14 protein-coding genes are annotated in these 19,906 nt (G+C 67.3%); 10 read left to right on the forward strand and 4 right to left on the reverse strand.

The window, feature by feature from the left end; translation table 11 throughout:
- Positions 1-111: 111 nt before the first annotated feature.
- Positions 112-2,475: a hypothetical protein gene (locus CLV29_RS13445; protein ID WP_133755580.1), complete on the forward strand. Its 2,364-nt coding sequence runs from the start codon at positions 112-114 to the stop codon at positions 2,473-2,475.
- Between the two features lie 28 nt (positions 2,476-2,503).
- On the opposite strand, the gene CLV29_RS13450 is transcribed toward CLV29_RS13445, so the two are convergent.
- A complete protein-coding gene (locus CLV29_RS13450; protein WP_133755581.1) occupies positions 2,504-4,351 on the reverse strand; it encodes an acyl-CoA dehydrogenase in 1,848 nt (615 codons plus the stop codon).
- 197 nt (positions 4,352-4,548) lie between these two features.
- Here CLV29_RS13450 and CLV29_RS13455 point away from each other — a divergent pair, with 197 nt between their 5' ends.
- The 8 genes from CLV29_RS13455 to CLV29_RS13490 all read left to right on the forward strand — a co-directional run bounded on the left by CLV29_RS13455 (position 4,549) and on the right by CLV29_RS13490 (position 14,764).
- Entirely contained in the window at positions 4,549-5,574 is a 1,026-nt protein-coding gene (locus tag CLV29_RS13455) for a PrsW family intramembrane metalloprotease (protein WP_133755582.1), read from the forward strand.
- A 13-nt stretch (positions 5,575-5,587) separates the two neighbouring features.
- Positions 5,588-6,226 (forward strand): alpha/beta fold hydrolase, encoded by a 639-nt coding sequence (locus CLV29_RS13460; RefSeq protein ID WP_133755583.1) that lies wholly within the window; start codon positions 5,588-5,590, stop codon positions 6,224-6,226.
- Between the two features lie 57 nt (positions 6,227-6,283).
- Positions 6,284-7,483: a glutaminase gene (locus CLV29_RS13465; RefSeq protein ID WP_133755584.1), complete on the forward strand. Its 1,200-nt coding sequence runs from the start codon at positions 6,284-6,286 to the stop codon at positions 7,481-7,483.
- Between the two features lie 194 nt (positions 7,484-7,677).
- Positions 7,678-9,234, forward strand: a complete 1,557-nt coding sequence (locus CLV29_RS13470; RefSeq protein WP_243831930.1) for a molybdopterin-dependent oxidoreductase — start codon at positions 7,678-7,680, stop codon at positions 9,232-9,234.
- A gap of 121 nt (positions 9,235-9,355) precedes the next feature.
- Entirely contained in the window at positions 9,356-10,411 is a 1,056-nt protein-coding gene (locus CLV29_RS13475; RefSeq protein WP_133755585.1) for a cytochrome P450, read from the forward strand.
- Positions 10,412-10,509: 98 nt separating this feature from the next.
- Positions 10,510-13,059, forward strand: coding sequence for an esterase-like activity of phytase family protein (locus tag CLV29_RS13480; protein ID WP_133755586.1), 2,550 nt, complete (start codon positions 10,510-10,512; stop codon positions 13,057-13,059).
- A 45-nt stretch (positions 13,060-13,104) separates the two neighbouring features.
- On the forward strand, positions 13,105-13,470 hold the full coding sequence (locus tag CLV29_RS13485; protein WP_133755587.1) for a non-heme iron oxygenase ferredoxin subunit: 366 nt from the start codon (positions 13,105-13,107) through the stop codon (positions 13,468-13,470).
- A 172-nt stretch (positions 13,471-13,642) separates the two neighbouring features.
- On the forward strand, positions 13,643-14,764 hold the full coding sequence (locus CLV29_RS13490) for an SH3 domain-containing protein (RefSeq protein ID WP_133755588.1): 1,122 nt from the start codon (positions 13,643-13,645) through the stop codon (positions 14,762-14,764).
- A 163-nt stretch (positions 14,765-14,927) separates the two neighbouring features.
- Here CLV29_RS13490 and CLV29_RS16265 read toward each other — a convergent pair whose 3' ends face one another.
- Both CLV29_RS16265 and CLV29_RS13495 read right to left on the reverse strand, forming a co-directional pair.
- Positions 14,928-15,071 carry a hypothetical protein gene (locus tag CLV29_RS16265; RefSeq protein WP_166649276.1) on the reverse strand — a complete coding sequence of 48 codons (144 nt, stop codon included), beginning with the start codon at positions 15,069-15,071 and terminating at the stop codon, positions 14,928-14,930.
- Between the two features lie 195 nt (positions 15,072-15,266).
- Complete coding sequence (locus CLV29_RS13495) at positions 15,267-16,799, reverse strand: deoxyguanosinetriphosphate triphosphohydrolase family protein (RefSeq protein ID WP_133755589.1); 1,533 nt, start codon at positions 16,797-16,799, stop codon at positions 15,267-15,269.
- 66 nt (positions 16,800-16,865) lie between these two features.
- On the opposite strand from CLV29_RS13495, the gene pgi reads away from it, so the two are divergent.
- On the forward strand, positions 16,866-18,539 hold the full coding sequence (gene pgi, locus CLV29_RS13500; RefSeq protein WP_133755590.1) for a glucose-6-phosphate isomerase: 1,674 nt from the start codon (positions 16,866-16,868) through the stop codon (positions 18,537-18,539).
- A 70-nt stretch (positions 18,540-18,609) separates the two neighbouring features.
- On the opposite strand, the gene CLV29_RS13505 is transcribed toward pgi, so the two are convergent.
- Positions 18,610-19,890, reverse strand: a complete 1,281-nt coding sequence (locus tag CLV29_RS13505; protein ID WP_133755591.1) for an MFS transporter — start codon at positions 19,888-19,890, stop codon at positions 18,610-18,612.
- Positions 19,891-19,906: the final 16 nt, after the last annotated feature.

Consider the following 19,906-nt stretch of genomic DNA (forward strand, 5'->3'; position numbering starts at 1 on the left):
TCTGCGACGCACTGAATGGGCCCGGGATGGGGCCCCCGGGCCCTGCTGATGTGGCGTCGACGGATCTAGCGTCGGCGTGTGATCGATTCCGTCCCCGGTGCCCTTCGCCGTATGTTCCGTTCCGCTCACCGGCAGGCCGGACAGGCGACGATGGAGTTCGTGGCCATGATCGCCGTCGCGAGCCTGCTGGTGCTGGTGGCGGTCCCGGTGCTGGTGGTCCCGGCAGTGTTGCCTGCGGCCGAACAGGGGATCGAGTGTGTGAAGGCTGCCCCCCGGGGATCGGTGACCAGTGTCCTGGACTGCCTGCGCGGTGATGACGATGGCGGCGACGAGAACGTCAGCGGTGAGGGAACCGGTGGGGATGACGGGACCGGCGATGACGGTGAGGCCGGGCCGGATCCCGAATGCACCGAGCAGGACTTCAACGAGTCGGTCGACGGGGTGATGGTGGCCACCATCGACTGCGTGCCCCGGATCGTGCCCGACATCTGTCAGGGGGTGTCGGAGGGCACCCTGGGTGAGGAACATCAAGGCTACAAGGAGTGCGTCACCGGCGGCTCGGACGGCAACAGCGATGACGATGCCCACGCCGAGCACTGTCAGCAGAATCGACCGAATGCCACGAAAGTACCGACCGAGCCGAAGGTGCAGATCGGTTGTCTGGATGTGTGGGTACCGATCGAGTGCAAACAGGAGTGGGACTCCTATGTCGATGCCACGCTGACACCGCAGGAGCGCGCGGTGAAGGCCGAGAGCTTGGCCGACTGCGTGACCAGCACCTACAACGAGAAGGAGAGTTCGTGCGTGGTGGAGAGGCAGACGAACATGTCCACCACAACCTCTCAGGTGTTGTTCTGGCGTTGGTCGAAGAGTGATGCCTTCGTTTTCGAGAAGCTCGGCGATGGAACGATTCGGATGCACTCGATCCACAGCGAGGGATCGGGCCCGGGTCTGACCTTCGAACCCTCCTTCGGACGAGGTGGTGCCTCCGGCGGCCTGACCTTGGGGGGAGCGAACATCCACGGGGTCACCGACAGCTCGATCTACCAGTTCAATTCGATGGAGGACGCCCAGGCCTGGGTCGATTGGTTCAAGGAGTACGAGGAGCAGGACAAGAAGGTCGCCGAGTACGACGAGAAGCACGATTGCTACCTGGACGAGTGTAAGAACAGCTACAACCCGAACCCGCGATCACTGACACCGGACACGAACACCGACTACTGGCGCAGCCAGTTGGAGGAACTCGAAGCGATCCGGAGCCGGGAACCGGACCGGAAGAAGATCGGCGACAGCACTGCCGACACCCAGGAGGCGAGCCTCGATGTGGGGGTGAGCGTGGGTGGCAGTCTGCAGATCCTGAAGAACGTCCAGGCACTGGATCGCGAGTACTACAAGAAGATGGACGAGTACGCCCAGGACGAGGCCAAGGCCAAGAGTGAGAAGTCAGGGAAAGCGCTGACCAAGGAACTGGACAAGATCAAGGAGAAGAAGGACAAGGAGAAGAACAAGTTCGACACCAACCGGAGCAAGGCACTGTCGGGGAAGGGCAACTTCAGCGGCAAGTTCAAGGTCAAGAGCACCGTCGAGGAACGAACAATGACCGACGGTCGGACCATGGAGACCTGGTCGACCGACAGTGTCGCCGGGTTGGCACTGGTCGCCAAGATGAGTGGCAAGGGTTCAGCGTTGAAGGGTGGCCTGGAAAAGCTGCTGGCGAAGGAGAAGGAGCGTGGCGGTTCATCGCTGAATGGCGGCGGTGGTGGCGGCGGTACCTGGTTGTCGGAGAGCCAGACCAAGATCACCGTGATCCGGAACGCGAATGGAAAGGTCGATCAGGTCATCTTCGGTACCACAACTGCCTCGCTGGCCGGTACCACCACCAGTGGCGGGGTGGATATAGGTGTCGATGTCGGACCGTTCGAGGTTTTCGGGATCGGTTATGAACACACCGAGGAAAATGTCAGCGGTGACCAGACTGTGGTCGAGACCTTGGCCAACCCCACCGACGAGCAGCAGGATCAGGTCACCGAGTGGGCTGACGAACTCTTCGCTCGCGATGACAAAGGCAATCTGGAGAACAAACCCGATGTGGTGGTCGGGCAGTCGACTCCGGAGAGCGAGGAGCTGGCAGAGAGTCCGTTGAAGGACTGGGTGAACGACAACGGCAGCACTCGCACCCAGACCTACAACGTTGATCGGAGCAGCAAGAGCGACGCCTTCAAGATCAAGGCGCTGGGCATAGTGCTGGCCGGTGCGCAGTGGGAGGAGGTGGAGCAGAAGGATGATCTGAAGGAGTCCAGTATGGAGATCGAAACCGTCGACGGATCGAGGCAGACCCAATCGCCGACCCCGGCCTGTCATGCGCCATCGGCCACGGTGGACTACGACGACAGCGACACGTCATCCAGTCCCTCGACCTCATCCCACCCCGGCGGTGACGGGCATGGGTACTTCCTCGACCAGTCGAAGACCTGACCGCCGCCACCTCCCGGGGCAGAGCTGCTCAGAAGGCTTCTTCGGGCAACTCCATCAGTGAAAGATCGGTCTTCTCCGCGATCCGACGTTCGGCTGCCAGCTTCGGTAACACCTGGCTGACGAAGAACTTCGCCGAGGCGACCTTGCCGGTCAGGAAGGCCTCCTCCGTACCCGAGGCACCGTCGGCCAGCTTCGCCGCAGCCACCTCACCGGCCCGGACCAGCAGGTAGCCGACGACCAGATCACCGAGCATCATCAACAAGCGGGTGGTGTTCAGGGCCACCTTGTAGGTGTTCTTCGGATCCTCGGCCGCGGCGGTCAGATCGTTGATCATCAGCCCGACGACACCGGAGACGTCGTCCAGCGCGCTCTTGAGGATCTCCCGTTCCTCGGTGAGCGGACCGTCAGTGGCGAGGAAGCTGGTCAGCTCCTCGGTCAGCAGACCGATCGCCCGCCCGCCGTCCTTGACGATCTTGCGGAAGAAGAGATCCTGGCCCTGGATCGCCGTGGTGCCCTCGTAGAGGGTGTCGATCTTCGCGTCGCGGACGTACTGCTCCAACGGGTAGTCGGCGAGGAAGCCCGAACCGCCGAAGGTCTGCAGGGACTCGGTGCCCAGCAGCACCCAGGAGCGCTCGGAGCCGTACCCCTTGACGATCGGCAGCAGCAGATCGTTGATCCGCTCGGCGTCATCGTCTCGTTCGCCGATCGCCTCGGCGGCCCATACCCGGTCCTGGAAGGACGCGGTCCAGGCCACCAGCAGCCGCATTCCCTCGGTGAACGACTTCTGGGTCATCAACGACCGTCGGACGTCGGGGTGATGGGTGATCGTCACCCGCGGGGCGTCCTTGCCGGGATTCAGCAGATCGGCGCCCTGTTTGCGTTCCTTGGCGTACTCCAGGGCATTCAGATACCCGGTGGACAAGGTGGCGATCGCCTTCGTGCCCACCATCATCCGGGCGTGCTCGATCACCTTGAACATCTGCGCGATCCCGTTGTGCACCTCGCCCAGCAAGTAGCCCTTGGCCGGGGTGCCGTCGCCGAAGGTCAGTTCGCAGGTGGTGGACACCTTGATGCCCATCTTCTTCTCCACATTCGTGGCATAGACACCATTGCGCTCACCGGTCAGCTCGCCGGTCTGCAGGTCGAACTCGTACTTGGGTACGACGAACAGGCTCAGCCCCTTCGTGCCCGGCCCACCGACGCCCTCGACACCGACGGGTCGGGCCAGCACCAGGTGGATGATGTTCTCGGTCATGTCCTGCTCACCGGAGGTGATGAACCGCTTCACGCCCTCGATGTGCCAGCTGCCGTCGGCCTGCGGATAGGCCTTCGTGGTGCCGGCGCCGACATCGGAGCCGGCATCCGGCTCGGTCAGCACCATGGTCGCGCCCCAGCCGCGCTCGACCATGTGCTTGGCGGTCAGCTTGTCCCGTTCGGTGCCGCCGTCACCGCCGCCCAGGTGGACCACCTCGGCGAACTTGCCACCGGCCGAGTACATGTAGAGCGGCGCATTGGCGCCCAGGACCAGTTCCATCAAGCTCCAGCGCAGGGACGGCGGAGTCGGCTGGCCGTCCAACTCGGCCGGCAACTCGACCCGCCACCAGTCGGAATCGATGTAGGCTTTGTAGGCCACCTTGAACGATTCGGGGATGGTGACCGTGCGCGTCTCCGGATCGTAGATCGGCGGATTCCGGTCGGCCTCGGCATAGGGCTCGGCGAGCTTGGTCCGTGCCAGGTGGTCCACCTCGCTCAGCATCGCCCGGGCGGTCTCGGCGTCCAGGTCCTCGGCCGGGCCGACGCCCAGCACACTGCCCCGATCGAGCACGTCGAAGAGGTTGAACTCGATGTCTCGGAGGTTCGACTTGTAATGGCTCATCGTTGTCGCTTTCCGTTCTGCGAAGCTCGTCGGCACTGACCCGGGAAAGGTTACTGGTCAGTAGACCGAACAGTAACACGGGTCGGTGACGAGTTGGAGGCCCCGTTTCGGGGCATCGCCGCCCCCTCGACGCAGCTCATCCATTGCTCACGGGAACGGCACAGACTGCCCACACGGTGGCGCGGTCGGATCAGGGCATGGCGACTTTCGTACCCACTGATCCGCGGCAGTCGGCTGCCGACCGGACGCACACCGCGCAGCACGGGGTCGACCCGTACCCGCCCATCGGCCCCGCGACGGCCATCCCGCCGACCGGCACGCCGCCGATCCCACCCCTAACCACGGATCGCACGCCGGTTCCCGCACGCAACCGATCACGATTCGCCTGGCTCGGGATCCTGATCGGCGGCGCCGTGCTCTACTGGCTGGTGCTCACGACCATGATCACCACCGGCAACGTGATCTACTTCCCGACCATGTTGCTGCTGGGTTCGGCGGGCGTCCCGGCCACGGTTCTGACCTACGCGGTCCGTGGTGGTCGTCGGCCGGTCGGTTCGATCGGTCTGGTCGTGCTGACCGCTGTCGGCGGTGGCATTCTCGGTACGCTCGCCGCAGGTGCCTTGGAGTATCGGCTCGCCGAGGTCGGGTTGCTGCCGATGGTGGCGGTGGCGGTGATCGAGGAAGGCGCCAAGCTGGTCATCCCGGTTCTGGTGATGTTGATCATCGGAGCGCATGATCGACGGCTCGGCGTGGTGCTGGGCATCGCCTCCGGCATGGGGTTCGCGATCCTGGAGACCATGGGGTACGGCTTCGCCGCGCTGCTTGCCTCGGGCAGCATCGCCGCCGCCGACCAGACCCTGGTGATCCGGGCACTGTTGTCGCCGGCCTGTCACATCGCCTGGACCGGTATCGCCATGGCCGCGATCTGGAACATCCAGACCGCTCGGCAACGGGACCTTGCGGTCGTGAAGGCCATGGTCGCGGTGGTCGGCGTGATCGCCCTGCACACCGTGTGGAACACGGCCACCCAGGGCAGTGTCGTGCAATGGATCGTCGGGTTGGTCAGTCTCGGTGTTCTGCTCTCCATGCTGCGTCGCGCCCATCGGGAGGATCCGCTCGCCCGGCGGGTCGACCCGTACCCGGTTGCCGGCGGATTCGATCCCGCTGCACCCTCGCCGCAGACGTACCGGTCCGTCGGTCCTGCACCGCGCAACGCGGCCTGAGAGACTGTGGGCCATGCGCCCTGTGATCTTCCTGCCCGGTCTCGGTCAGACCCCCCAGTCCTGGCAGGACCAAGTCGTCGCCCTGCCCTCGGGTACGCCGATGTTCGCCCCATGGTTGCCCGGTGTCCGCCCCGGTGACGACCAGACGTTCGAACTGGACGCTGCCACCGAGGAGTTGCGTCAGTTCATCGAGTTGCAGGGCATCGAGAAGGTACGGATCGTCGGCCACGGCCTCGGCGGCCTGGTGGCCACCCGGTTGGCCGCGCGCTATCCGGAGGTGATCACCGGGGTCGTTCTCTCCGGACCCCAGCTCCGCCCCTCGAAGATGGCGCTCCGGATGCAGGCGACGATGCTGCGGCTGGCACCGCTGCGGGCATTCTCCGACTCGGCCGATCTGAAACGTCGGGCGATCGAGGCGGTGAAGGCGCTGGGCGAGGTCGATCCGGCCGCCGATCTGGCCGCGGTCGACTGTCCGACCCTGGTGATCATCGGTGACTCCGACAAACTGGGGAAGGCCGCGGCAGAACAGATCCGGTCCATGATCAACGACGCCGAGTTGATCACCGTACCCGGAGGGGCACAGCCGAACACCGAGGACCCGGCCGCGTTCAACGTCGCCCTGGTCGATTTCCTGCAGAAGACCGATTCCTGATCGGCACTGCTGACGACCCCCGGATCGTGGCCGCCGGCGGCCGGATAGTCTCGCGTGATGAAGTCACCGATCCCTGACTATCTGGCCGAGGTACTGGACAACTGCGGAGCCGACTCCGGGGAGCGGGCCGACCACATACCGCAACTGGCTGCCGCCGACCCCGATCTGCTGGGAGTGGCGGTCGCCACGGTCAGTGGTTCGCTCTACACCGCCGGTGACACCGATGTCGAGGTGAGCATCCAGTCGGTCTCCAAACCTTTCGTCTATGCCTTGGCGCTGTGCGACCTGGGCACGGATGCGGTCGACGCCAAGATCGATGTCGAACCATCCGGCGATGCCTTCAACGAGATCTCCCTCGACCCCCGGACCGGCCGGCCGAGCAACCCGATGATCAACGCCGGGGCGATCGCCGCGAACGGCCTGGTCACCGGGAACGACCCCGGACATCGCTTCGAGCGGGTGCTCGACTTCGTCTCCCGGCTGGCCGGGCGCCAACTCGTGGTCGACGAGGAGGTGTACGAATCGGAGATGTCGCAGGTGTATCGCAACCGCGCGCTGGCCAATCTCCTGCGCAGCCACGACATTGTCAGCGGTGACCCCGAGGACGCCCTGCGCGGATACATCCGGCAGTGTTCGATTCTGGTCAACTGCAAGGATCTGGCCATGATGGCGGCGACCCTGGCTTCCGGCGGGGTGCATCCGATCTCCGGTGAACGGGTGGTCGGAGCGCAGGTCAACCGACGGGTGCTGAGCGTGATGACCACCTGTGGGATGTACGACGCGGCCGGTGACTGGATGACCAATGTCGGCATCCCGGCCAAGAGCGGGGTCTCCGGTGTGCTGATCGGTGCCCTTCCCGGGCAGGTCGGGGTCGCCAGCTTCTCCCCGCGACTGGATCCGCACGGCAACTCGGTGCGTGGGGTACGGATCTTCGAACGGCTCTCCGAGGACATGGGGATGCACATGATGGAACCGCCGCAGCCGGGGCGATCGGTGCTGCGCTCGCGTCACCGCCAGGGTGATCAGGAGGTGATCGAACTCGAGGGCACCGTCCAGTTCAGCCAGGCCGAGGCCGTCGTCCGTGGCCTCGATGAGCAGCCGACCGATCAGGGGACCGTGGTCTTCGACCTCTCCCGGGTCTACTCGATCAACGATGTCGCGTTGAAGATCTTCCGGGAGGTGCATCAGCGGCTGCTGGACGACGGTCTGCAGGTCGAGGTACGCGACCCCGACCACGTCTACGACTCCGCGATCTGAGGGGTCGTCCGCATCGGGTTTGAACCGAGGTTCGTCCGAACGGGACTCGAAACCAGGTTGCCGGGCACCGGCCGTCGTCAGCTGGTTGCCGGGGTCCGGGCGGCGCCAGCTGGTCGTGGAAACACACAGCGTGCGGGCCGGCTTACCTATGCTGCGCAGATCGGCTCCGCGGCGCCCGGACGTAACATTGAACGGTGACCTCCACCCGGGTGCAGTCGCCGTCCACCGCGGCCGCTCGGGTGCCCGCGCCCTGGCCGGCCGTCGCAGGCATCGTGGCAGCCGTCGCCGGCCTGGTCGTCGGCGCCTTGGTGGCCCGCATCCTGTCGGCGACCTCGCCCTTGGTGGCGATCGGCAACCGGGTGGTCGATCTGAGCCCGCAACCGGTGAAGGAATGGGCGATCGCCACCTTCGGCACCGCCGACAAGACGGTGCTGCTGGTCGGGTCCGTGGTTGTCGTACTCGGATTCGCCGCGCTCATCGGTGTGCTCGCCGCCCGTCGTTTCCCCTGGGGCGGGTTGGCGGTGATCGCGCTGTCCCTGGTGGCCTTCGCCGCGGCCGCGGTCGAGGGGAGTGTCGCGGCCGTGGTCGCGGTGCTCGCCCAGACCGCCGTCGGCCTGTGGACGCTGCGCTGGTTGCTGCGGCCTGCCGATCCGGGTGGCGCCGCCGGCGAGATGATCATCACCCATCACCCGGCCGGTTTCGACCGTCGGTCGTTCCTGCGTCGCTCGGGGCTGCTGGTCGCCGGGACGGCAGTCGCCGGTCTGCTGATCAGCGTGCTGCCGGAGCCGGTGGCGGAGCGGGCCCGGCAGGTGTTGCGGTTGCCCGCGCCGACCGATCCGGCCGCCCCGATGCCGGCCGGGCTGGACGTACCCGGCATCACCCCGCAGGTGATCGACAACGACTCCTTCTATCGGATCGACACCGCGCTGGTCGTTCCCGACGTCGACCCCGGTGACTGGCGGCTGTCGATCACCGGTCTGGTCGACACCCCGCTGAGCTTCAGCTTCGACGACCTGCTCGCCCGCGGGCTTGTGGAGCGACGGATCACGCTGACCTGCGTCAGCAACGAGGTCGGCGGCGACCTGGTCGGCAATGCGACCTGGCTGGGGGTGCCGATCCGGGAGCTGCTGGCCGCGGCCGGGGTGCAGCCGGGTGCCGATGCGGTGAAGTCGACCAGTACCGACGGCTGGACCGCCGGGACGCCGCTGGAGGCGATGACCGATGACCGCGATGCGCTGCTGGCGGTCGGGATGAACGGCCAGCCACTGCCGCTGGAACACGGGTTCCCGGCGCGGCTGGTCGTACCGGGGCTGTACGGCTATGTCTCGGCCACCAAGTGGGTGACCGAGCTGGAGGTCACCCGGTTCGCCGACTTCTCCGCCTACTGGACCGACCGGGGCTGGAGCGAACGGGGACCGATCAAGACCCAGTCCCGGATCGACGTCCCGGCCGACAGCCAGATCCCGGCCGGCCGGACCTGGATCGCCGGTGTCGCCTGGGCCCAGCACACCGGCATCGACGTCGTGGAGGTACGGATCGACGACGGTCCCTGGCAGGTCGCAGAACTGGCGGTCGAGGACACGATCGACACCTGGCGACAGTGGCGCCTGGCCTGGCAGGCCGAGCCCGGGGAGCACACGGTCACCGTCCGGGCGACCGACCGCAGCGGCTACACCCAGATCGAGGAGGTCGTCGGCGTGGTTCCCGATGGCGCCACCGGGTACCCGCGGCGGAATTTCCGCGTCGTCTGAGGCGTAGGACGCCGTTTTCGTGGCGCCAGATGGCCGATTCGTTCCGTTCGGGGCGATCTCGCGCATCTCGCGCCACCTCAGCGGTGCACCCGGCAGCCGACCGGTCCGTAACCTTGGGCCCATGACCCCCGGTGCCCATTTCGACGGTGAATCGGTGGTGGTCACCGGGCATCAGGCTGCGCGCACGGTGCTGCGGGACTGGCAGACCTTCACCGTCGACGACCCCCGGTTCACCACCTCCCGGCTGACCGGGCCGAGCATGTTGTCCACCGACGGCCGCGAGCATGCACGACATCGGGCACCGTTCGTGGGCGCGTTCAGCCCGCGCAGGGTCGACGACCGGTACGCCGAGCAGGTCCAGCAGTTGTGCGCGGAGTTGGTGGCGGCGATCCGCCCGCGCGGGCGTGCCGATCTTCGGCAGGAACTGGCGGCCCCGCTGGCCGCCGCCGTCATGCAACGAGCTCTGGGGCTCGGCGAGGTGGATCGAAGCATGCTCCTGCAGTGGTACGACGCACTGTCGGCGGAGGTGGAGCTGCTGACCGCCGACGGCGCGCCGACCGACACCGGCCGCTGCGCCTACGCCGCGGTGGCCGAACGGGTGGCAGCCCGCCTTCCCGGCTCGGTGCTGGCAGCAGCAGGGGACAGCCTGGACCCGGCGGAGGTGTCGGCGAATGCAGTGGTGATGATGTTGGGCGGTATCGACACCACCGAGGGCATGATCTCCTTCGCGCTGACCCATCTGCTGGCCTCCGACTGGGCGCCCCGGGCCGCAGCGGACCCGGCAGTCCTGGAACGGGCGGTCGAGGAATCGCTCCGCCTGGAACCGGCGGCCCGTTTCGTCGATCGGTACGCCACCGCCGACACCGGTATCGGTGCGCTCGCCGTGCCCGAGGGGACCTTGGTCCGCGTCGACCTGCGGGCGGCCAATCGGGACCCGGCGGTCTTCACCGACCCGGACCACTTTCGTCCCGACCGCCCCGAACTGCGCAGGCACCTTTCTTTCGTGGTCGGACCGCATGTCTGCATCGGCGCGCATCTGGCCAGGCTGGAGACCGTCGCCGCGGTACGCGCAGCGCTGACGGGCCTGCCCGAACTCGCCCTCGCCGACGGTGCCGCCGCTGTCGAGGGCCACGTCTTCGTCAAACCTGCCCATGTCCACGCCCGCTGGACACCCTGACCCGAAGCGCGCCTGGACACGGGCTGTTCACCTCGACGTCAGGGTGAGGTCACCTCGGCAGCCAGGGACGGTCACGGGCACCCGCCAGCCTGCGGTGCATGACTGCTGTCCTCCAGCGGCGTCCGCTGGCGATCGCTCTCACCGGCCTGCTGGCCTGTTCCTTCATCGCCGTTCCGGCTCAGGCCGATCCGGCGCAGAGGCTGTACCACCGGACCGCGACCTATCCGGTCCACCAGAACGCCCCGGCGGGGGAGGACCCGGGCACCGAGACGGTGGCCGAGATCAGCTCGGTCAGTGAGGACGGCCGGACGCTGGTCTACACCGACGCCACCGCGAAGCGGATCGGTTTCCTCGACATCACCGATCCCGCAGCACCGCAGGGGCTGGGCACCTTGTCCCTGGCCGACCTCGGGCACGCCGATGACCAGCCGACCTCGGTCGCGGTGCACGGCGACTATGTGCTGGTGGTGATCGACGAGACCGGTGGCGACTTCACCGACCCGCAGGGCCGGGTCGACGTGGTACGGCTGTCCGATCGCACGCCGGTCGCCAGCATCGACCTGCAGGGTCAGCCGGACAGCATCGCCATCTCCCCCGACGGCGCCTGGGCGGCGATCGCGATCGAGAACCAGCGCGACGAGGAGGCGACCCCCGACGGTGGTGAGGAGGGTGACCTGCCGCAGCTGCCGGCCGGGTTCGTGCAGACGATCGAACTGGGCGGCGACCCGACGGACTGGTCGGCGGTCCCCGTACCGCTGACCGCCGACGACGGCAGCGCACTGCCCGAGCTGGCCGACCTCAACACCCCCACCGACCCCGAACCCGAGTACGTCACCTTCAACGAGGACAACCAGCTCGCGGTCACCCTGCAGGAGAACAACGGTGTGGTCGTGATCGACTTCCCCCGCCGGGAGATCAGCAGCGCCTTCAGCGCCGGTACGGTCAGCGTCGACGGCATCGACACCGTCAACGACGGCCGGATCGACCAGACCGGATCGATCACCGACGTGCCCCGCGAACCCGATGCCATCGGCTGGGTCGGCAATGATCAGCTCGTCACCGCCAATGAGGGTGACTGGCTCGGCGGCAGCCGGGGCTGGACGGTCTTCGGTGCCGGCACCGGTGAGGTGACCTGGGATGCCGGCAACAGTTTCGAGCAGTTGGCCGTCCGGTACGGATTGCACCTGGAGGATCGCGCGGACAAGAAGGGACCGGAACCCGAAGGTCTGGCGATCACCGAGATCGACGGTGTACCGCATGCCCTGGTCGCCAGCGAGCGCAGCAACTTCGTCGCGGTCTACGACCTCACCGACCCTGCCTCCCCGCAGTTCCGGCAGCTCCTGTTCGCCACCAACGGGCCGGAGGGCATCCTGCCGATCCCCGGACGGGACCTGCTGGCGGTCTCCAGCGAGGTCGACGAGGCCGATAATGCGATCCGGGCATCGGTCAGTCTGTACGAGCTCGGCGAGGGACCGGACAGTCAGCCGAGCATCGTCTCGGCCGATGACGCGCAGGGATCGCCGATCGGCTGGTCCGCGCTGGGTGCGCTGAGTGCCGACCCGGGGGATCCGGAGCGCCTCTACGCCGCGGCCGACAGTGCGCTCTCACCGGCCACGGTCTTCGGTATCGACGTCACCCAGAACCCGGCGGTGATCGACTCCTCCTTGCAGGTCACCGAGGACGGCGACTCGGTCGACCTGGACATCGAAGGCCTGTGGGCGCGTCCCGAGGGAGGCTTCTGGCTGGCCGACGAGGGCGAGACCGGTGCCGAGAACGCGTTGATCCGTACCGATGCCGAGGGCGCGATCCTCGATCGGGTCGGACTGCCCGGTGAGGTCGCCGACCATCTCGGTTCGCAGGGGCTGGAGGGCGTCACCGGCAACGTCGAGGACGGGCACGAGGTGCTCTACGTCGCGGTGCAGCGGCCGCTGGTCGACGATCCCGGGGCCGAGGAGCCGAGTCTCGGGGAGGATGGCAACCACTCCCGGATCGGTCGTTACGACGTGACCACCGGGCAGTGGAGCTGGTTGTTGTACCCGCTGGAGGAGACCGACACCGCGGGTGACTGGATCGGGGTCTCCGAGATCACGATGATCGACGACGACACCGTCGCGGTGATCGAACGGGACAAGCTGAACGGCCCGCAGGCGAAGATCAAACGCATCTATGCCGTCGAGGTTCCCGAGTCGGCCGGTGAGGGGACGGCGGTACCGGTGGAGAAGACCCTGGCCCATGACGTCCTGCCCGATCTGCAGGCGACCAACGGCTGGGTGCAGGAGAAGTTGGAGGGGTTGACGATCGGCGCGGACGGTGACGTCCGGGTCGTCACCGACAACGATGCGACCGACGGCGCCTCGGGCGAGACGGTGTTGCTGAACCTGGGGTCAGCCACGGAGATGTTCGGTAGCGAACCGACGCCGAAGCCCACGACTGAGCCGAGTCCCAGCGAGGAACCGAGCCCGACCGGGGACCCGGGTCCCACTCGCGAGCCGAGCTCGCCCAGCCTGTCCGGTGGATCGACCTCGACCGCCGCACCGGGTGGTTCGTTGGCCGACACCGGTGCAGCACTGGGCCCGGTGGCGCTGATCGTCGCGGTCGTGTTGACGCTCGCCGGTGGTGGTGTGCTGCTGTTGCGTCGACGTGGCTGATCGGCTCGGCGACCGCAGCTGCGTCGGGGCGCTAATCTCGGGCACATGAATGCAGCCGGGAGTGCACAGGCGCAGCCAGTGAAGGTCGCCGAGATCGATGACGTCGAACCCGGTTCGACGATGCTGATCGAGGCGGCGGTGGCGGGTACCGAGGACGACATCGCCCTGATCCGGGATGAGGACGGTACGTACTACGCGCTGGACGACACCTGCAGCCACGAGGTCGCCTCGCTGTCCGACGGCTGGGTGGAGGAGGGGGCGATCGAGTGTCCGATGCACGCCTCCCAGTTCAATCTGAAGACCGGGTGGCCGATGTGCCTGCCGGCGACCAAGCCCGTGCGTACCCATGCGGTGGAGATCCGGGACGCAGAGGTATGGCTGGTGCCCTCCCTGGATTCACCCGCTTCCTGAGAGCCTCTCAGCAACAGTCTCACGGCAGGCGTCATCGGCGACGCGAACGTGTGGGGAACCTGTGTGTTACCTCTGTCTCCTCGCCATGTTCCTCAGGAAGATTTCAGTTTCCGGGGATTGATGTTTAAACTCGCTCAGGAACTGGCAGAGAGCTGTAAGCAGGAGCCCCATCTTGAGCAATGCACCACGACGTCGCCTGGACGCCGCCGAGCACACCGAGTCCGCCGCTGAGGCGGTTCCGGCGCGCCGCGCCGCCGACCCGACGCCCTCGTTCTTCGAGGGCGTGAAGGCGAAGCTGACTTCCCCCTTCGGTCGCATGTCCCCGCAGTTCGGCCGGCAGGTCGTCCGGATCACCGTGCCGGCGGTCGCCGCCCTGGCGCTGGCCGGGACCGTCGGCGGTGGCGCCGCGCTACGCAGCGGTGCCCTGACCGCCGAACCGGCTGCACCGGTCGTCGCGGAGCGGATGGTGGGCGATCAGGTCTCCCGCAGCGACGAGCGTCCGGAGATCTCGCCGAGCCCGTCTGCGGAGCCCTCGGCCGAGGAGTCGGCGGACTCCCTGCCCACCCCGGAGAAGGTGGAGCCGGTCGCTGCCAAGGCAGAGGTTGCGAAGCCGAAGGCCAGCGGCACCCGGTACGCCACCACGGCGATCAATGTCCGTTCCGAGCCGAACACCGACTCCAAGACCGTCGGGTCGCTGGATGCCGGTGAGAAGGTCTCGATCACCGACACCGACAAGGGGGGTTGGCAGCAGATCATCCTCTCCGACGAGGCGCGGTGGGTGAAGGCGGAGTATCTGAGCAAGGACAAGCCCGAGACCGAATCGGAGTCCGACTCCTCGGGTTCCTCGGGCGGCTCGTCCTCGGGATCCTCGTCCTCCGGGTCGTCGGCCGGTTCCTCGAACTCGGGGTCCGGCTCCGGGTCGTCCTCGGCCGGCACCGGCGGTAGCTGTGACCGCAATCTCGGTTCGAAGTCGGGCCTGGGTTCGGCGGCTTCCAAGACCTGGGATGCGGTCTGCGCGAACTTCCCGAACGTCTCCACCATCGGCGGCACCCGCGGCGGCAGCGGCAGCTACCACAACTCGGGCCAGGCCATCGATGTCATGACCAGTGGTGAGGCCGGCTGGGAGATCGCCAACTGGGCGCGGTCCAATGCCTCCAGCCTCGGCGTCACAGAGGTGATCTACTCGCAGAAGATCTGGACCACCCAGCGCAGCGGCGAGGGGTGGCGGTCGATGAGCGATCGCGGCAGCAGCACCGCGAACCACTTCGACCACGTGCACATCTCGACCAAGTGAGGCGCTGAGCGCCGATCCGGTCGAAGGGGCCGGGGTCGCACTCCACGAGGGTGCGGCCCCGGCCCTTCTCCGTACCTTGACACCGGTGAGGCGGGTGTCTGGACAAACAAAACGGCCCCGGTCACAAGGACAGGGGCCAGGTTCGTTCGTTCAGCGGGCCAGATCAGATGTTTCCGCGGCGCTGAGCGATGATCAGCAACTCGTCGCGCATCGCGGGAGTGGCTGCGTTGTTGATCGCGCGGTTCAGGGCGCGACGGGCACGGGCGGCCTCGCGGCGGGCGCGGAGGTTGGTGGTGATCGACGACATGGTGACTCACGTCCTTCCGGGGTGTGATTGGTGGCTGTGCTGGCGAACTGCCTCGGTCGCTCATCACTGGAACATCTAAAGGATACGTGATTATTCCCGGGAAGATCTAACTGGATCTGGTCGTGAGACGACCATATTCATGAGATCTATCCCACATGGCCGGGAAATATCCTGTTTCAGGGGTGTGGGTCACCGTCAGAGCGCTCCACCGGTCCACAACTGGCCACTGCCGCCGGTCAGCCGTGATGCCTGGGCGACCGCCTGGGCATCGGTCAAGGAGGCGACGAAGTCGATGATCCCGCGCCCCCGAGCCATCCGGGCGACCTCCACCTCACCGGCCTGACCGGACAACAACTCGGGCCGCTCCCGGCTCACCCGTCGGTAACCCCGCTCGGCGGTCTCCACCAGATCCTGCAGCCGGCGCGGGGCCCGGGCCACCTCATGGCGATCCGACAACCAATCGTCGAAGGCGCGGACCAAGGTGGCGATCACCGAGGCCTGTCCGCGCTGCTGCATCGCCAGATCCGGGCGGTGCAGGACGAACTGCTGGTGGACGAACTTCAGTATCTGGACCTGATGCCAGCCGACCGGTTCCAAAGTGATCGCCGAGGCTCGTACCGGGGGGTCGGGCAGCAACCGCACCGCTGAGATCAGGTCGTCGATCCAGGTGGTGGTGAAACCCGAGAGCACCCGTTCGGCTGCCATCGAACCGTCGAAGGGGTACGCCAGGACCGTGTCCACGAAACCGTGTTTCACTTCCAGCACGGCCTGCCGGAAGGTCTCGTCGTCGAAGATCCAGCCGTCGCGGTCGGCCAGCCGGCGGCGAAGCGACTCCAACCCGATCCCCGGGCCGCGCCGGGAGGACAGCTCGGCTGCGGTCAGTGCGGGCAGTTCCCGATCCTCCAGCCAGCTGCTGAACTCCGCCGCGATCGGGGAGTGCTGCAGGACACCGGAACGGTGGAAATCCTCCAGGTCGTGGATCGAGTAGGCGATGTCATCGGCCAGATCCATCGCCGAGCACTCCAAGCTCTGGCGTCCCGGTGCCAGGCCCATCGCCTCCACCACATCGATCAGCTCGGCCAGATCGGTGGTGTAGGCACCGAACTTCGCCGAGCCGTCCTCACCCGGCCGGTGCGCGGCACCCCGTGGACGTTCCCGCCAGGTCGAGGGATGCGGAGAGGGGTAGTGATCCCTGCCCCACGGGTACTTGAGTACCGCCGCCCGGGTGGCAGTCGTCAGGTTCAGTCCCTCGGTGCCCGGGCCGTGCACTTCCAGCTCGGTCAGCAACCGCCAGGTCTGCGCATTGCCCTCGAAACCGTCGGCCAGACCGAACTGTTCGCGCCCGATCCGGTCCAGCACCTGTTCCCCCAGGTGCCCGAACGGCGGATGGCCGAGGTCGTGGGCGACCGCACCGGCCTGGGCGACCACATGGTCCAGCCCGCCGAGCCGGTCGATCAGCGCAGGCTCGGCCGAGCGCAACAACCCCACCGAGATCGCCCGGGCAACCGCGGTGACCTTGATCGAATGGCTCAGCCGGTTGTGCACCACACCGGGAGTGGCATCGGCACTCACCACCTGGGTGACCTCGGCGAGCCGGGCGAAGCTGGGCGCGAACCGGATGCGTTCCAGATCCACCCGGAACTCCGACTCGGTCCCCGGGGTCAGCGGCTTCCAATGGTTCGACTCCGCCCGAGCCCGTTGCAGGCGCCTCTGTGCCGGAACACTCATGTCCGGCAGCGTACTGACCGCGGACAGGGGGTGCGGGCCGTGGTGCTGCGGACTAGCGTGGCTCCCATGAGCGCACCGGTAGATCCCACAGCAGCCTCGGCCTGGTCCAGCCTTCGCCGGCTGGCGGACAGCTTCACCCCCGACCTGCGCGGCTGGTTCGACAGTGAACCCGAACGGGTCGACCTCTACACCTTCGACGCCGCCGACCTGCACGTGGACCTGTCGAAGTCCTACCTCACCGCCGAGGTGCTGGCGGCGCTGTTCGCGCTCGTCACCGACACCGACATCGTGTCCCGCCGCGACGCGATGTTCGCCGGGGACCGGATCAACGTCACCGAGGACCGGGCGGTGCTGCACACCGCACTGCGGTTGCCGAAGGGTGCCGCCCTGGAGATCGACGGCCGCGACGTGGTGGCCGATGTGCACGCCGAGCTGGACAAGATGTACGCCTTCGCCGACCAGGTACGCAGCGGCGAGTGGGTCGGTGCCAGCGGCAAGCGGATCGAGACCGTGGTGAATATCGGCATCGGCGGTTCCGACCTCGGTCCGGTGATGGTCTACGAGGCCCTGCTGCCGTACAAGCAGCAGGGATTGGAGTGCCGCTTCGTCTCGAACATCGATCCGACCGATCTGTGGGAGAAGACCCACGACCTGGATCCCGAGACCACCTTGTTCATCATCGCCTCGAAGACCTTCACCACCTTGGAGACGATGACCAATGCCCGGCTGGCCAAGAAATGGCTGCTCGACGGGCTGGCCGGAGCCGGGGTGATCAACGACGCCGAGCAGCAGGCCGAGGCGATCGCCAAGCACTTCGTCGCCGTCTCCACCGCTCTTGATCTTGTCGCCGACTTCGGTATCGACCCGGCGAACGCCTTCGGCTTCTGGGACTGGGTGGGGGGCCGCTACTCGGTCGACTCGGTGATCGGTACGAGCGTCTGCGTGGCCATCGGCCCGGAGCGGTTCGCCGAGTTCCTCTCCGGTTTCCATGCGATCGACGAGCACTTCCGTACCACCGCGGTGGAGCAGAACGTACCGATGATCATGGGCCTGCTGAACGTCTGGTACAACAACTTCCTGGACGCCCAGTCGCATGCGGTGCTGCCCTATGCGCAGTACCTGCACCGATTCCCGGCCTATCTGCAGCAGCTCACGATGGAGTCGAACGGCAAATCGGTGCGGTGGGATTCCAGCCCCGTCACCACCCAGACAGGCGAGGTGTTCTGGGGTGAGCCGGGTACGAACGGACAGCATGCCTTCTACCAGCTCCTGCACCAGGGGACGAAGCTGATCCCGGCCGACTTCATCGCGGTCGCCAACTCGGCGCATCCGCTGACCGATGGTGATGCCGATGTGCATGACCTGCTGATGAGCAACTTCTTCGCCCAGACCGCGGCCTTGGCCTGGGGCAAGACCGAGGAAGAGGTACGGGCCGAGGGCACCGCGGAGGAGATCGTCGGCGCCCGGGTGTTCCCGGGCAACCGGCCGACCGCGGCGATCCTGGCCCCCGAACTGTCACCGAAGATCGTCGGTGAGCTGATCGCCCTTTATGAGCACATCACCTTCGTCGAAGGTGCGATCTGGGGGATCGACTCCTTCGACCAGTGGGGTGTCGAACTGGGTAAGGTGCTGGCCAAGCAGTTGGCGCCGGCGGTCAGCGGGGACGAGGCGGCGCTGGAGCAGGCCGACCCGAGCACCCGCGCACAGATCGAGTGGTACCGCGCGCACCGAACGAGCTGATCATGGAAACCGGGATCCGCTGACGGTCGAGGATGAGCACCGGTCGGGCCCGTGGGGCCCGGCCGGATCGTCAGGTCCGGACCTCGGCGATGCTGCGCGGTGAGCGGGAGAAGATCAGGGCCGCGACCAGGCCGAGCAGCACCACTGCGCCGAGCAGGTTGACCCCGGCGTACCCCCAGACCGCCAGCACCGGCCCGGACAGGGCGGCCCCGATCGCGGCGATCAGGCTCATGGCCGAGTCCACGGCGCCCTGCAGGCGGATCCCCTGACTGCCCGTGGTGGCGCCGGCGATCATCGATGAGCCGCCGATCAGGCAGGCCGACCAGCCGAGCCCGAGCAGGCTCAGGGCAACCATCAGCTGCCATGGATTCCCGGCCCCGTGGTGGCCGGCGGATTCCGGTGCGGTGGCGCCGAGGACGAAGGCGAGCACGAACATGATCGCGCCGAGCCCGATCACCCAGCGGGCTCCGATCCGGTCGGTGAGTGCGCCGAACAGGGGGCTCGCGGCATACATCCCGAGGATGTGGATGCTGATCACCAGGCCGACCAGGACCAGCGACATGCCCTGATGGTTCATGTGCACCGGGGTCATCACCATCACCGCGACCATCATCGCGTGCCCGGTGACGACGGCGACGATCCCGAGCCGGCTGCCCGGCTCGCGCAGGGCGGCTGTGAGGGCGCCGATGGTGTGGCCGCGGACCGGTGCGGCATCGGCGGGCCGGACCCGCGGCAGCCCGAACAACATCACCAGTGCGGCCAGGACGAAGACCACGGCCGAGATCAGGTACGGCCCGCCCGGCGCGACGATGCCGAGACGCTCACCCAGATCACTGCCGGGTTGGGACAGGTTCGGTCCGATCACCGAGCCGACGGTGGTCGACCAGATCACCACCGACATCGCCGTGGCCCGCCGCTGGGGACGGGACAGTTCACCGGCGGCGTAGCGGGACTGCAACCCGGCGGCGGTCGCCGAGCCGAACAGCCCCATTCCGAGCAGGAGCAGCCAGAGCTGGCTGCCGAGGGTGGCGAGCAGCACCAGGACGGCACCGAGTGCCCCCAGTCCGAAACCGGCAGCAAGCCCGCCGCGGCGGCCGTACCGGCTGGCGAGGGTGGACAGGGGCAGGGCGAGCAGTCCGGCACCGATGATCGAGGCGGTCTGGGCGCTGCCGGCTGCGGCGGCGGTACCGGCGACCTGTTCGGCGAGCACTCCGCCGACCGCCACCCCGGAGGCGATACCGATCCCGGAGAGCAACTGCGCCACCACCAGCCAGGTCAGCGGCGCCCGGTGCGTACCCGCGTTCGGCGAATCCGGGGTGGCCGACGGCTCCGGTGACGGCTGGGCGGGCATCGGTCTCCTTCCGGGC

Source organism: Naumannella halotolerans (assembly GCF_004364645.1).
GTDB lineage: Bacteria > Actinomycetota > Actinomycetes > Propionibacteriales > Propionibacteriaceae > Naumannella > Naumannella halotolerans.